This window comes from Frankia sp. CcCS3, from assembly GCF_977927575.1.
This window is the reverse complement of the sequence record NZ_CDWRCL010000106.1, coordinates 1-12,914: the sequence shown is the minus strand read 5'-3', so window position 1 is coordinate 12,914 and position 12,914 is coordinate 1. Positions and strand designations below refer to the sequence as shown.

The window sequence follows — 12,914 nt, the reverse complement described above, 5'->3', positions numbered from 1 at the left end:
GAAGACCCACGAAAACCCCGCCGCAACCCCTATTCACGACATACCGCCGACCTCCTACACACCACGCCCAGCGGATAGCCATCGCTTCGCACCGGATTCAGGCGAGCAGCGAGGCGAAACCAGTGGCTCAGCCGACCGCAGCCGGCCACGGCCCAGATCATCAGTCCGCCGCCGAGACCACTACCAATCGTGTCGTCACCCCTCCGCCACCCGCGCCCAGTCCCTGACGACCCACGAACCTCCCAAGGCCCACACTGCTTGGTAGGCACCCCGCCGGTAGGCACACCTTCCTGGAGAGCCGATGACGCCCGACATCGCCGTGGCCCGCGAGCTACTCGCCGCCCAGCCCTTCAGTCGGCTGCTCGGCGCCCGACTCAGCCGCTTCGAGGCAGGGGTGGCCGAGCTGACCATCCCACTCGGAGATCATCTGCGCCAGCAGCACGGCGGGGCGCTGAGCTACGCCGCCGACACGGCCCTCACCTTCGCCGCCGGCAGCATCGCGGGGGACGCCGTCCTGACCTCCGAGATGAAGATCAATTATATCCGGGGGGCGCGGGGCGACGAGCTCATCGCCCGCGCCGAGGTCGTCCATGCCGGTTCCACCCTGGTCACCGTGCGCTGCGAGGTCTTCGACCGCGGCGGGTACGGGGACGGGGAACGGCTCTGCGCCGTCGCGCTCGGCACCGTCGCGCGCCGCTGACCACCGGCACGCCCCTCGTGACGACCAGGCTTCCGTAGGCTCGAAGGAGTGTACGGCCGAGCCCCCGGAGGTGCACATGGCCAGCAGCGTGAAGACGGCGGACCGGCCGATGCGCTCGCACGCGCGCCGCAACCGCGAGCGGATCCTCGAGGTGGCCCGGGACGCCTTCGCCGGCAGCGACAGGGACATCTCCCTCAACGAGGTCACCAGGCAGGCGGGGGTCGGGATCGGCACGCTCTTCCGGCACTTCCCCAACCGGGACGCGCTGCTCGAGGCGCTGCTGCAGGACCGGGCCGCCGCGCTACTCGACGAGGTGGACCGGCTGCTGGACGCCCCGGACGCGGGCGCGGCACTGTTCGGCTGGCTTGACAAACTGATCGCACACATCGCGACCTACCGGGGGGTGGCCGCCAGGCTGCTCACCATGGTGCGCGACGAGGAGACGGAGCTGCACGCGTCCTGCCACTCCCTCGAGCAGGCGACGCTGGCACTCCTCGTCCGGGCCCAGCGGGCCGGCGACGTCCGGTCGGACGTGCGGATCGAGGAGGTGATCTCTCTCGTGACCGCTATCGGCTGGATCCGGGAACAGGCGCCGGAGCGGGCGGGCCACGCCCGGCCCCTACTCTCGATCATGACCGATGGCCTGCGGGTTCAGTCCGGGCCGACGACCGGTGATACCCCGAGGTCTTACAAAACGGAGCACCACACCGGTACGGTGTCATAGACGACGGATCATGACGGATCACCCGGGGGGAGGCGGTGCCATGGGCGGCGGCGTTCCCGCGCGCCACCGACGCCCGGCCGTTCCCGACGAGGCCGCGGATAGCACCGCGATGCGGGACGCTGAACCTGCCCGGCTGATTCCCGGCACGCACCACCTGGCACGGGCCTGACCGGCTATCTTGCCCCGCCTCGAAGGCGTCCGGCTGGCCGACATCCCGGCCGGTTACGTACCGGTTACGTATTAGGAGAACCGGTTACGCACCACAAGCGTATGCACCAGAAGGGAAGGACCTGGCGAGCGACGACACGGCGCCGGACGGCTCGGCGAGGAAGGGTCGGCTGCGGCTCGGGGCGTTACTGCACGGCGTCGGCGGCACCGTCGCCGGCTGGCGCCACCCCGACGTGCCGGCGGACGGGGCCATCGACTTCGACCTCTACCGGCGATGGATCCGCACCGCCGAGAACGGCCGCTTCGACCTCGTCTTCATCACCGACACCCTCTACGTCACCGCGGAGTCCACCCCGCAGTACCTGGCGCAGTTCGAACCGGTCGCACTGCTCGGCGCGCTCGCCGCGGCGAGCAGCCACATCGGCCTGGTCGGCACGATCTCCACCTCCTACAGCGAGCCGTTCGTCATCGCCCGCCAACTCGCCACCGTCGACCACATCAGCGCCGGCCGGGCCGGGATCAACATCGTGACCTCCGCGCCGGCGGGAACCGCGCTGAACTTCAGCCGCTCCGAGGAGGAGCACCCCGAACACGACACGTGCTACCGGATCGCGGCCCGTGGCCTGTGGGACTCCTGGGAGGACGGCGCCCTGCTCCGAGACAAGGAGTCGGGGGTGTTCTTCGACCGTGCGCGGCTGCACACCCTCGACCGCCGCGGGGAGTACTTCTCCGTGCGGGGACCGCTGAACATCGAACGGCCGCCGCAGGGCTACCTGATGATCTTTCAGGCCGGCCGACGGGTGTGCCCCTGCTGTTCATCGCGGTCACCGTGTTCGTCGCCCCGACCGAAGCGGCGGCCGAACGCCTTTACCAGGAGGTGGCCGGCCTGGTCAACACCGACGAGGCGCTGCGCTATCTCTCCCTCATCTTCGGTCAGCACGACTTCGGCGGCTACGACCTGGACGCCCCCTTCCCCGAGCTGGGTGAGATCGGCAACGACGGCTTCCAGGACAGCACCCGTCGGATCAAGCAGATGGCCCGGGAACGGGGGCTGACCTTGCGCCAGGTCGCGCTGGAGGCGGTGACCCCCCGCGGGGAGTTCATCGGGACGCCCGAGCAGATCGCCGACCGCATGCAGGAATGGTTCACATCCGGAGCCACGGACGGTTTCATGCTTCTGGAGGCGATGCCACGCGGTCTGGAGGCCTTCGTCGAGCTGGTGGTCCCGATCCTGCAGGAACGCGGGCTGACCCAGCGCGAGTACACCGGCGGAACCTTCCGTGAGTCCCTCGGTCTGCCGATCCCCCCCAACCGTTTCACGAAGCAGGACGTCGCAGCCGACCCCACCGGCCCAGACAGCCCAGATAACCCAGATAACCCAGATAACCCCGCCGGTTAGTCGACAGGGAGAGGACCGGGCGGCGGGTGGCTCGCCGCGAGCAGCGGACGCGAGCGGGCGGGTCGCGCGTGCCGGCGGGTCGCGAAGGCCCGCAGGAAGGTCCGCACGCCCATGCGTACGGCGTCGTCGAGGTCGACCGGGCGGATGGGCCGGGTGCCCAGCGCCGACAACGCCGGGAGGTCTCCGGCAACGAGCGACATGAACTGGCTCGCGGCGCTCTCGGGATCATCGACGTCGAGATGCCCGCGGTTCGCCAGCCGCGCGAGCCGTCCGGCCAAGGCGTTCACGACCGGCTGCCCCCGAGCGACACCACCTCGTCGTACAGGTCGGGCATGTGGGGGCCTCGGCGTACAGCAACCGCTGCAACGCCCAGCCCTCATCGCTGAGCTGGCATTCCAGGATCAACAGCCAGCACTGGAGCAGAACACCCCGGGAGTGCTCGGCCTCGTCCTCGCGGCGATCGTCGGCGCCGAGTTCATGCTTCAGCTCGACGGCACGATCGTCACCGTCGCGCTACTCGATCTTCAGACGGATCTGGGCCTGTCCGCCGGCTCGGCGACATACTCGGCCACCGCACCACCTTCATCGCGGGCACCAGCCTGCTCGCCGCCGCGTCCCTGCTCGCGGGACTCGCACCGGGCGTGGGCCTGCTGCTCACCGGCCGTGTCCTGCAGGGCGGCGGGGCGGCGCTGGCCGGCCCCGCGGGGCTCGCGCTGCTCGCGACGACCTTCAGCGGGGTGCGCCAGCAACGGGCGTTCGCCGTCTACTCGACGGTGACGGGGCTCGCGGCGTCCGCCGGCATGGTGCTCGGGGGGATCCTCACCGACCTCACGAACTGGCGGGGGACGCTGCTGATCAACGCTCCGATCGGCCTCGCCGTCGCGGTGCTCGCCGCCCGGGTGGTGCCCCCGCTCCTCGGGCGGCCAATCGGCCGGCCCTGGACCTCGCGGGGGCGGTCCTGTCGGTGCTCGGCATGACGGCCCTGGTGTTCGGCTTCGTGCGGGCCGCCGACTCGGGAGCCGTCGCGGGTCTGGCGGGCGGTGTGGTGGTCCTGGCGGGCTTCACGCTGCGGGAGTCGCCGGCGGCATCGCCCCTGCTCCCCCTGCGGGTGCTCACCCACCGGGCCGGGCGGGCGCGTTCGTCGACCTGCTGCTGATGGCGTTCGTGCTGACGAGCTTCCTGTTCTTCCTGACCCAGTTCCTCCAGCGGGTCCTCGACCTGGAGCCGCTCGTCACGGGGCTCGCGTTCCTGCCGTTCGGCGTGTCCCTGCTGCTGACCGCCCGATCCGTGCCCAGGATCCTCGCCCACCTGAACCCGCGGGCGCTGGCCCTCATCGGCTTCACCGTGATCATCCTGGCGATGCTCTGGCTCAGCCTGCTCGACGCCGGCAGCCGCTACGCCGTCGACGTCCTCGCCCCGATCATCCTGCTGGGCGCGGGCGCCGGGGCGGCCGTGGTGCCGCTCAACCTCATCGTCCTGTCGCAGACCGCTCCCGAGGATGTCGGTGTCACCTCCGCCGTGCTCCAGTCCGCGTTGTCGGTCGGCGGGTCCCTCGGCCTCGCCGTCCTGCTGACCCTGTTCACCGGCGCGGACGGCGTCGCCACGGGCGCCGCGCGCGCCTTCCTGGGCGGCGCGGTCATCACCGCGGTCGCCGTCCTGATCGGCCTCGCGGTCTGGTACCTGCCCGGACGCCGATCCGCCGACCCGGCCAGCTGAATCAGCGCGGCCCGGACCTCGTGGGTTTCGCCCTTCTCCGCGGTCCGGACTGTCGGTCCGGACTGTCGCCTCGATGCCGCCGTTCGGTTTCTCCGGCGGCACGGACGGACAGACGGACAGACGGACACGGACGGACAGATGGGTAAGAGCGGCCCGTGCGGGAACTGGTACTCCGAAGGATGCGTATCCGCAGACCCCGATGAAGGGAGCCGATCAAATGACCACGACAGCCGAGACCGGGAACGTCACCGGCACGAAGGACGCCCAGTACGACCTGCTGTGGTTCACGGAGAGGTGCCTGAGCAACGCGCTGCGGCTGGAGACCTACATCGGCGACGCCGAGCGCGACGGCGACCAAGAACTGGCGAGCCTGTTCCGCCGGGCGCAAAACGAGAGCCGCAAGGGCGCCGAGGAGGGCAAGCAGCTGCTACGCAACCGGCTCTGACCCGACCCCTCCCCACCTCCTCCGGTGACTTGCCCCGGTGACCTGCCTCCTCCGGTCCGATCAGCGCCTGGATGCTCCCCTTGCCCACCGGGCGCCCGGTACCCCGGGACGGCAGGTGACCGACCGCGGAGACGACCGACCGGTGTACGGTCCGCAGTGTCTTGCCGGTCGGTCGCCACGATCGCCGAGTGCGGTCTCGTCGGGTTTCCCGCACGGGTGCCATGGGCATCATCCCCGGTCAACCCCAACCGAAACCCACGAGGGAACTACGTACTGTAAGTAGATCGGGTAACGGGCGGATCAGGGTGACGGGCGGATCGGTCCGTGTGAGCGGAGCGCGCGAGGTGGCGCCAGACCATGTCGGGTTAGACCATGTCGGGGTCGGCCACGAGGAGGTCGGCCACGACGACGTGGCCGTTGCGCAGCGGCTGGCGGTGCCGGACCGGCACCGCCAGCCATCGGGCGAGCGTGAGCAGGTCGTCGTCGCGGCGGACGGTGAAGCCGTGGGCGGCAAGCATCCGACGCATCGCGGCGGGGGTCCATGCCGAGCGGTTGGGTTCGCGGGCCAGGGGATCGGGGCGCCGTGACACGATGGTTAGCACCCGTGCCGCCAGCCGGCCGAGAAGCGCCGAGAGCGTCGGCGTGTGGTAGTGAACGATCAGGCGGCTTCCCGGGGTCGAGCGCCCCGCGACGACCCGGGTCGTGGCGGCGACTTGGCCCCGGGTGAGGTAGGGCACGACACCCTCCCAGATCCAGACCGTCGGCACCGTCGGCCGATGCCCTACCGACGTCAGGGCCGCATCGAGGTCGTCGCGGCTGAAGTCCACCGGCACAAAGCGCGGTGTCGTTCCGGAACGCGGTGTCGTTCCCGGCGGCCCCGCCTCCCCGGGCCGATCCGCGTCTCCGAGCCGGTCGAGCTTGTCCCGCTGGGACGCCGGATGATCGACCTCGAATACGGCGACGGCGGCGAGCTCCGGCATCCGCCAGGGCCGCCCGTCCAGGCCCGCGCCGAGAACCACCAGTTGCTCCGCCCGCCGCACCCCCCGATCGCCGACGGCCTCACCCTCGGCCCCGCCGACGGCCTCCCGGAGGGCCTCGTCGATGGCGACGGTACGCGGCACCATCACCTCACCGCAGGCCCGCACCATCTCGAACTCGAGCCGCGCCCCCACCCCCGCGGCGGGACACCGCCGCGCACCCACTCGACAACGCCCCGTTCGTCGGCGCGCAGGAACATCATTGCTGTCGGATCGTCGAACCGGTCGATGGCGATGCGCCCGTGCGCAACGGCCCGCCCCTGGCACACCAGCACCACGGTCCGGCTCGCGCCCCCGTGACCGCCCATGGGCCGATGTGCCTGCACTCTTCCACGATTGCATGCCACTACCGCGGGGGCACCCACAGGCAAGAAGATGATCATCGGCCTGTCGTGCTCGCCATCGGCGGCCATGGCCGGGTGAGCGTGCTGGAAGCCGTGCACATCCACCTCGGCCTCAAGGCCCAGTCCCGCGCACCGCACGACGGCAGGCCGTTCACCGAAAGTGTCGATGGTTGCAGTGAAGCAGGCGGCATCGTGAATCGCGTGCACGACAACGCTGCCTCCGTACCCACTACAGTGGGCCGTCCGTTGCCGATCCACCCTGGTCACAGGGGGCGCGCCAGCATGCCCACCGAAGAGACCCACACCAGGTCCGGATGGCAGGATCACTCCAGGAGACCGTCGGCTTTCTCCCACCGTTACGTTCGTCGTTCCCGTCCCGCGCACCGTCTCCCCGGAAAGGGGCCAACACCCTGATGGCCGAGCAGTCCCCCCCGTCGCAGCATCGAGTCCTGGGCGCACGAGCTGCCTGTGAGCTTCGTGGAATGCCGCACCATGGGACATCGCTGGCAGCCCCACAGCGCCACCTGGGACCGTGAGGCCCGCGCCTACCACGTCATCCACGCCTGCGACCGCTGCCACACCCAGCGCAAAGCCTGGTGGACCCGCAACGGCGAGGTCACCGCCGCCGGCTACACCTACCCCGAGGGCTATCTCACCCGTGACGTCGGCTATATCGGAGCCGACGGCCGCGGCGTCCTGCGCACCGAGTACCTCACCCGCATGTTCAACACGACCACTCGGCGTGCCAGCGCGAACGGCCACGGGGACGCGGCGCCGGAGTCCTGAACGAGACCCGAACGAAACCCGGTCGACGACCCCGAAAGCTGCGGCAACCCTGAAAGCTGCGGCAAACTCGTCCGGGCCTGCCGACGAGAGCATGACCGTTCCTCCTGCCGCGCGGACCCGGGCGGTGGCACCCGGTGGCCTCCGCCGGGCCCGCCGTGGCGGCGGCCGGCGGGGCGTGCTCCGCCTAGTTACCGTCGGAGACGGTGGGCAGGCATCCGACATGACGCATACCCCGAAAACCGGTGTGCTGGCCCGCCTGACCAACACGGCGCGCCAGGAACAGAGCGAGTACGCGGGCGACGAGCCCCGCCCGCTGCGCGGCTATCTCGCCACCCTGTCGGCGTATAGCGGGTTGTGCGCGGCTCTCGGGCTGATCGGCCGGGTGTCCGGTGCGGTCCTGCCCGAGCGGTTCGCGGTCCCCGACCTGATTCTCGTCACGATCGCCACGCACAAGCTGAGCCGCATTCTCGCCAAGGACCCGGTGACAAGCCCGCTGCGCGCCCCCTTCACCCGCTTCCGCGGCACCGCGGGACCGGCGGAACTCGCCGAGGAGGTCCGCGAGCACCCCCCGGCCCGGCACAGCGTGGGTGAGCTACTCACCTGCCCGTTCTGCACCGCGCAGTGGGTGGCCACCGGCTTCGTCTTCGGCCTGGTCGTCGTGCCTCGGCCGACGCGGCTCGCCGCATCCGTCTTCACGGTGGTCACCGGCTCCGACCTACTTCAGCTTGTCTACGCGAACGCGCAACAACAGGCCACCAGGGGCTGACCATTCTCTCCCGGGTGATGGGTTGTTGCACCCAGATCACGGGAAATGGTGGCGCGGTGATGATGTGTGACGTGTGTACGCGCATGCGCACGCGCGTACACCTGCGCGTGCATACTCCAGAAGAATCGGGTCCGGTCCCATCGTAAGGAGTCGAAATGAAATAACTTGCGCGTTTCGAACCCTCCACAGGCCTGTGACCTGCGATGATGCTCTCGATCACGTATTTGTTACTTCATTACGTCCCCTAAGAGCCGGATGCACGTGCAGACGTTTGAACCCCGCGGTGCCCGGCGAGAGGCCAAGGGCCATGGCGGGCAACCTGCGCGAACTCCCTCGCTGGACCGCCGACCGCGAAGGCCTGGAACGGGTCCGAAGAACTCAAATCATCAAAGCATCGCCGAACGGTGGTCCGTGTGTCATATCTCAGCCTGCGTTCGTGTTGAAATAGGCACGGAAGAGGGGCCCGAGGCGCCAAGATGCTCATCTGGAGCGCCGTGGCGAGAGTATGGACAGAAACTTACCGAATGTCACCGTAAGACGCAGGAGCGGCACCGATAGTGATATCAACGGTTTTCACCGGTCGACCTTCGTCCGCCATGGCCGCCGTGGGCGGCTCCGGACGAGCTACGTGAAGAGGGGTGCGTGAAGAGGGGTGCATGATGGAGTCCTCGACTGACCAGTCGAGCTGGTCGGACGTGTGGTCGCACATTCCGGCCGCGAATCCGCAGCGATCCGGCCCGCTCTGGGCGTTGGCGGTCCTCATCGGGCCGGATCGGGCGGTGGAAGGTGTCGTCGGGTTCTTCGTGACACCGGCCGAGGCGAACCGGCACGCCCGGGCGGGGGGCTACGAGAACTGGCTGGTGATTCCGGCGCTGGACCTGCACGGGGTGGGTGGGCCGGTGGCGGTCCTGTGACCGGCGGACCGCCCGATCGCGACGTCGGTCCGAGCCCCCGCGGAAGCCCTTCCTCGGGAGAGGGCACACTGGTATCCCGACGTACCACTCCCCCGCATGCAGCACCCACGACACCCACGACAGATCGACCACAGACCCATTCCGACCATGGGCTCTCCCCGGACTCCTCCTCCCCCGGGTGCCCCGCGATCGCCGGGCGCCCCACGATCGAAGGTGTAATCGAAGGTGCAGCTGACGGCCGGCCCCCTCTACGCGCTCTACACCCGTCGCCTGCGTCGGCAGGTCATGGCGGGTCCACTGCCTGCGCACGTCGGGCTGGTCATGGACGGCAACCGCCGCTGGGCCCGCGAGATGGGCATGGCGAATCCGAGCCTCGGCCACAAGTACGGCGCCGAGCACGCCGAGGACGTCCTGTCCTGGTGCGAGCTTGTCGGGATCAAACACGTCACCGTGTTCGTCTGCTCGACGGAGAACCTGCAGCAGCGCGGGGACGCCGAGGTCGCCTTCCTCATGCAGGTGATCGAGCAGGTGGTGGCCGACCGGCTCGGGCGGCCAGACGCCCGCTGGCAGGTCCATCTCGCGGGCATGCTGGACACGCTGCCGGACAGCACGGCCCGTGTCCTCAAGGATGCCGTGGAGACGACCCGCGGAGTCACGACCGGCGCTCACGTCACCCTCGCCGTCGGGTACGGAGGTCGCCAGGAGGTCATCGAGGCCCTGCGCGAACTGCTGTACGAGCGGGCCGAGGCGGGGGACTCGCTGGCCGACGTCGCGTCGACGCTGACCGTGGACGACATCGCCCAGCACCTCTACACTGCCGGCCAGCCCGACCCCGATCTGGTGATCCGCACCAGCGGGGAACAGCGGCTGTCCAACTTCCTGCTCTGGCAGAGCGCCTACTCGGAGCTGTATTTCTGCGAGGCGTACTGGCCGGCGTTCCGTGAGATCGATTTCCTGCGCGCCCTGCGCAGCTTCGCCGCCAGGGAGCGACGCCACGGTGCCTGATCCGCGCCTGGCCCGCCCCTGAACCGCCCTTGAACCACTCCTGAGCCGCCCTTGGACGGCGGGCTGCGTGCGCCTGGTTTTTCCACTTCCCGCTGCCCGATCATTTCTTTCTTTATCTGGCTATTTCCCCCTTCCCGCCTTTTTCCTTTCCTTCTTTCCTTCCCCCTTTCCTCCCTTGAGCGGGGCTGGTATCCCCCGGACAGGAAGATCGTTCAGACGGTCAACGCCGGTCATGGGCCACCTATGGGCTTCAGGGATGTGTAGAGCGCCCGCCGCACCGTCGTCGTCCGACGGCTGGCCACCCGCCCGGTCGGCCGCATCCTGCCCGCGGAAACGCCCAGTTGGTGCCATTACCGCAAGTAAGGAGTCGAAATGAAATAACTTGCGCGTTTCGAACCCTCCACAGGCCTGCTGACCTGCGATGATGCTCTCGATCACGTATTTGTTACTTCATTACGTCCCCTAAGTGCTTATTGCGCCATCAGCGAACTACCGTCGAGTCTCCGTCGCGCTGGTGCAAGCCTGTCGCCTGTCGGGACCTGATGTCAGACATAAACGGAGCATCAATGGCATCCGCCACCAGCGTCCACAAGGGTTGGAAGATCTTCTTCACCAGAGAGGAGACCGAGATGGTCGCTAACGGCGTCGACATAGCCGCGATAGTTTCGGCCGTCATACCCGAGCCGGCCACCGCCACGGTGGCGTCGGTGGCCCCGCGAATCCTCGCTTTTTACGCGAATCGCGCTCTCAAAATCAACAAGAGGCTCGGCCTCGAGGTCAACATGCCCAGCCCCAATTTCCCCGTCCGCACCGAAACCATCGGGCCCCCGGTGTGGCCTTTCCGAATCTAGCCATGATCAAAAATGGCGGCCGGAACGTCGTCAACACCGTTGATTATCTTGTCTGCACTCCCCGGAGGCACCGAGATACCTGACCGCCGCTGACGATGAACAGCGCCGACGACGAACGCTGAAGCCGACGAGCCGGGAGGTCCCTCCGTCCCACCCACGAGTGCCGCCCGCCGACGTCCGATTTCGCTGGCCGGTTGACCGGCCATCGCCGGCGATGAGACCGGCGATGGCCTGGGACCATGGATCGTCCTGGTCCGTCAGCTCGCTGTTACTACTGCACCTGCTGCCGGAACCAGCGGACGACCGCGGCCGTACCGGCCTTGTTGGAGTCGAGATGACCGACGTTGGGTCCCAGGTTGATGATCGGGGCGTCGGCGCCACTTGCCAGGAACGCGGCCCGGCAGTGCTCGCTGTTGGCCCGCGGAACCTGATGGTCGGCGCCGCCGACGTAGAGCCGGACCGGCACCCTCGGGTTCCAGTTCGAACAGGTCTTGTCCGCCGCCCACAGCGCCACGGCCAGCCGGCCCTGGGGGTTGCGGAGCAGGTCGAAGCCGTGTGGGGTGAGCAGCTTGTCGGTGGTCGCCGGCAGGCCGGCGAGGATCTGCTCCCCGGTGTGCTTGCCGTCGAAGAGCGTCGCGACCTTCGGGTCCTGGAACACCTCCGCCGGCGAGCGGTACAGGTGGTGCAGGCGGTTCCAGGAGACGAGGAAGAAGGCGGTGTAGCCGACGCCGAAGGGCCATGCGACCTGCCCGTTCAGCCACGCCGGCAGCTCCACGGAGCGCAGGTCATAGGCTCCGCTGACGGGCGCGAGGGCACCGAGCCGGAACGACGGGTCGGCGCCGGCCCGCAGCGCCTTCCCCAGTCCCGTCGCCGCCGAAGCGCCCTGGGAGAACCCGGTGACCAGCACATCCCGTTTGAACTTCCGGCCTTCACGCTCGGCGACAGTGCGCGCCGCGCGGAGCAGGTCCAGCGACGCGCTGGTCTCCGAGGGGACGTCCAACCACGGATGGTCACCCGGCCCGACGCCGTAGCCCAGGTAGTCGGGGGCGACCGTCGCGAACCCGGCGGCGGCGTAGGTGAGGGCCGGGGCCTGCCCCCAGGAGTTGGCCTCCAGATCGGTCGCGGTCGACGGGGCGTCCGTGCGGTTGATCTCGGTGCCGTGGGCGTAGGAGACAACCCGTAGCCAGCGGTCCTCGGTGCGCGGCAGCGCCACCAGGCCGCTGGCGGTCGTCCGACGTCCACGGGGGTCGATCGTGTAGTACACGACCCGGTAGGTCCGCACCCCCGACCGGATCACCTCCGGATCGGCATCGAACCCGGTACCGGCCAGGACCGCCCGCACATACTCCGCCGACAGGACCCGTAGCCGTTTGACGGAGACCACATCCCCGCGGTAAGAGGATGTGTGGCGCCAAGCCGTGGTCGGCCCGGTGGCCGCGGCGGGGTCGATGAGGGCGGTGGTCGTCGCGGTGGCCGTCACCGCGGTCGTCGCGGCGAGGACGAGCCCCATGACGGTCCGGCGCCGCCGGGAACGCCGTCCCCTCCTCACGATGTCCTGCCGCCCGTGACGTACCAGCCGCACGTGACGTCTCTGCGGCGCGTAGCCTCCTTCCGGGACATGACCCGTTTCCTGCTCGTGACCCATTTCCCGCATGTGACTTCCTTCCCGCACGTGACCAATTTCCTGCTCGTGACCAATTTCCCGCATGTGACGCCCCAGTGGCACATGACTTCTTTCCTGCACGTGGCCTCTTTCCTGCATGTGACTTCCTTCCCGCGTGTGCATTGCGATGCCGGTGACGCTAGAAGTGGGCCTGTCGCCACGCCGGTGATCCTAAAAGTGGGCCTGTCCAGGATGAATGCGGTCAGCAGGTCGACCCGGGCGGGGAAAACCACCGCACACGGGCTTCGAACGGCCTACCGGCTTCCGCCGGTGATGATGGCAACCGTGCCGGGGAGATCGAACAGCCGCTCAGGTGTCTTCATCGCGCCCTCTGCCCGCCCGTCGGATGACCGCCACCTGCTGGCTGCCATCACGCCCTGCCCGGATGATCAATGT

The 12,914-nt window shown here is 69.0% G+C and carries 16 protein-coding genes and 1 pseudogene; 14 read left to right on the top strand and 3 right to left on the bottom strand.

The genetic code is table 11. The annotated features are described in order from the left end of the window. Window positions 1-301 precede the first annotated feature (301 nt). The 4 genes and pseudogenes from AC08OQ_RS11300 (at window position 302) to AC08OQ_RS11285 (ending at window position 2,991) form a co-directional block, all read left to right on the top strand. Window positions 302-700, top strand: coding sequence for a PaaI family thioesterase (locus AC08OQ_RS11300; protein ID WP_476600800.1), 399 nt, complete (start codon window positions 302-304; stop codon window positions 698-700). Between the two features lie 76 nt (window positions 701-776). Next, on the top strand, window positions 777-1,424 hold the full coding sequence (locus AC08OQ_RS11295) for a TetR/AcrR family transcriptional regulator (protein WP_462186921.1): 648 nt from the start codon (window positions 777-779) through the stop codon (window positions 1,422-1,424). Between the two features lie 401 nt (window positions 1,425-1,825). Continuing rightward, window positions 1,826-2,302, top strand: a pseudogene (locus tag AC08OQ_RS11290) (LLM class flavin-dependent oxidoreductase); the annotation flags it as partial. Window positions 2,303-2,394: 92 nt separating this feature from the next. After that, window positions 2,395-2,991, top strand: coding sequence for an LLM class oxidoreductase (locus AC08OQ_RS11285; protein WP_476600802.1), 597 nt, complete (start codon window positions 2,395-2,397; stop codon window positions 2,989-2,991). On the opposite strand, the gene AC08OQ_RS11280 is transcribed toward AC08OQ_RS11285, so the two are convergent. After that, window positions 2,988-3,278 carry a TetR/AcrR family transcriptional regulator C-terminal domain-containing protein gene (locus AC08OQ_RS11280; RefSeq protein WP_462186917.1) on the bottom strand — a complete coding sequence of 97 codons (291 nt, stop codon included), beginning with the start codon at window positions 3,276-3,278 and terminating at the stop codon, window positions 2,988-2,990. The genes AC08OQ_RS11285 and AC08OQ_RS11280 overlap by 4 nt on opposite strands. 105 nt (window positions 3,279-3,383) lie before the next feature. On the opposite strand from AC08OQ_RS11280, the gene AC08OQ_RS11275 reads away from it, so the two are divergent. The 4 genes from AC08OQ_RS11275 to AC08OQ_RS11260 all read left to right on the top strand — a co-directional run bounded on the left by AC08OQ_RS11275 (window position 3,384) and on the right by AC08OQ_RS11260 (window position 5,152). Beyond that, window positions 3,384-3,968, top strand: coding sequence for an MFS transporter (locus AC08OQ_RS11275; protein WP_462186928.1), 585 nt, complete (start codon window positions 3,384-3,386; stop codon window positions 3,966-3,968). Further along, window positions 3,965-4,147, top strand: coding sequence for a hypothetical protein (locus AC08OQ_RS11270; protein ID WP_462186916.1), 183 nt, complete (start codon window positions 3,965-3,967; stop codon window positions 4,145-4,147). Before AC08OQ_RS11275 ends, AC08OQ_RS11270 begins: the two co-directional genes overlap by 4 nt. Next, window positions 4,147-4,707, top strand: coding sequence for an MFS transporter (locus AC08OQ_RS11265; RefSeq protein ID WP_476600794.1), 561 nt, complete (start codon window positions 4,147-4,149; stop codon window positions 4,705-4,707). Before AC08OQ_RS11270 ends, AC08OQ_RS11265 begins: the two co-directional genes overlap by 1 nt. 217 nt (window positions 4,708-4,924) lie before the next feature. Then, entirely contained in the window at window positions 4,925-5,152 is a 228-nt protein-coding gene (locus tag AC08OQ_RS11260; RefSeq protein WP_476600792.1) for a hypothetical protein, read from the top strand. A gap of 365 nt (window positions 5,153-5,517) precedes the next feature. Here the strand turns inward: AC08OQ_RS11260 and AC08OQ_RS11255 are convergent, their stop codons facing one another. Then, window positions 5,518-6,354 (bottom strand): class I SAM-dependent methyltransferase, encoded by an 837-nt coding sequence (locus AC08OQ_RS11255; protein WP_476605209.1) that lies wholly within the window; start codon window positions 6,352-6,354, stop codon window positions 5,518-5,520. Window positions 6,355-7,001: 647 nt separating this feature from the next. Between AC08OQ_RS11255 and AC08OQ_RS11250 the strand changes: the two genes are divergently transcribed. From AC08OQ_RS11250 to AC08OQ_RS11230, 5 genes are all read left to right on the top strand, one after another. Continuing rightward, complete coding sequence (locus AC08OQ_RS11250; protein ID WP_476600788.1) at window positions 7,002-7,319, top strand: hypothetical protein; 318 nt, start codon at window positions 7,002-7,004, stop codon at window positions 7,317-7,319. Between the two features lie 91 nt (window positions 7,320-7,410). Then, on the top strand, window positions 7,411-8,085 hold the full coding sequence (locus tag AC08OQ_RS11245; protein WP_476600786.1) for a DUF1360 domain-containing protein: 675 nt from the start codon (window positions 7,411-7,413) through the stop codon (window positions 8,083-8,085). 659 nt (window positions 8,086-8,744) lie between these two features. Continuing rightward, window positions 8,745-8,999 carry a hypothetical protein gene (locus AC08OQ_RS11240; RefSeq protein WP_476592756.1) on the top strand — a complete coding sequence of 85 codons (255 nt, stop codon included), beginning with the start codon at window positions 8,745-8,747 and terminating at the stop codon, window positions 8,997-8,999. 231 nt (window positions 9,000-9,230) lie between these two features. Continuing rightward, window positions 9,231-10,004 (top strand): polyprenyl diphosphate synthase, encoded by a 774-nt coding sequence (uppS, locus tag AC08OQ_RS11235; RefSeq protein WP_476592757.1) that lies wholly within the window; start codon window positions 9,231-9,233, stop codon window positions 10,002-10,004. A 566-nt stretch (window positions 10,005-10,570) separates the two neighbouring features. Then, window positions 10,571-10,855: a hypothetical protein gene (locus AC08OQ_RS11230; RefSeq protein WP_023841456.1), complete on the top strand. Its 285-nt coding sequence runs from the start codon at window positions 10,571-10,573 to the stop codon at window positions 10,853-10,855. 271 nt (window positions 10,856-11,126) lie between these two features. Here the strand turns inward: AC08OQ_RS11230 and AC08OQ_RS11225 are convergent, their stop codons facing one another. After that, window positions 11,127-12,404, bottom strand: coding sequence for an alpha/beta hydrolase family protein (locus tag AC08OQ_RS11225; protein ID WP_476600783.1), 1,278 nt, complete (start codon window positions 12,402-12,404; stop codon window positions 11,127-11,129). Window positions 12,405-12,419: 15 nt separating this feature from the next. Here AC08OQ_RS11225 and AC08OQ_RS11220 point away from each other — a divergent pair. Next, on the top strand, window positions 12,420-12,914 hold a 495-nt coding region (locus AC08OQ_RS11220; RefSeq protein WP_476612028.1), incomplete at its 3' end, for a hypothetical protein.

Coding starts and splice junctions, on each gene's coding strand:
- AC08OQ_RS11300 (WP_476600800.1), top strand. CDS start 302: ATGACGCCCGACATCGCCGTGGCCCGCGAGCTACTCGCCGCCCAGCCC.
- AC08OQ_RS11260 (WP_476600792.1), top strand. CDS start 4,925: ATGACCACGACAGCCGAGACCGGGAACGTCACCGGCACGAAGGACGCC.
- AC08OQ_RS11265 (WP_476600794.1), top strand. CDS start 4,147: ATGGCGTTCGTGCTGACGAGCTTCCTGTTCTTCCTGACCCAGTTCCTC.
- AC08OQ_RS11240 (WP_476592756.1), top strand. CDS start 8,745: ATGGAGTCCTCGACTGACCAGTCGAGCTGGTCGGACGTGTGGTCGCAC.
- AC08OQ_RS11270 (WP_462186916.1), top strand. CDS start 3,965: ATGACGGCCCTGGTGTTCGGCTTCGTGCGGGCCGCCGACTCGGGAGCC.
- AC08OQ_RS11230 (WP_023841456.1), top strand. CDS start 10,571: ATGGCATCCGCCACCAGCGTCCACAAGGGTTGGAAGATCTTCTTCACC.
- AC08OQ_RS11245 (WP_476600786.1), top strand. CDS start 7,411: ATGACCGTTCCTCCTGCCGCGCGGACCCGGGCGGTGGCACCCGGTGGC.
- AC08OQ_RS11295 (WP_462186921.1), top strand. CDS start 777: ATGGCCAGCAGCGTGAAGACGGCGGACCGGCCGATGCGCTCGCACGCG.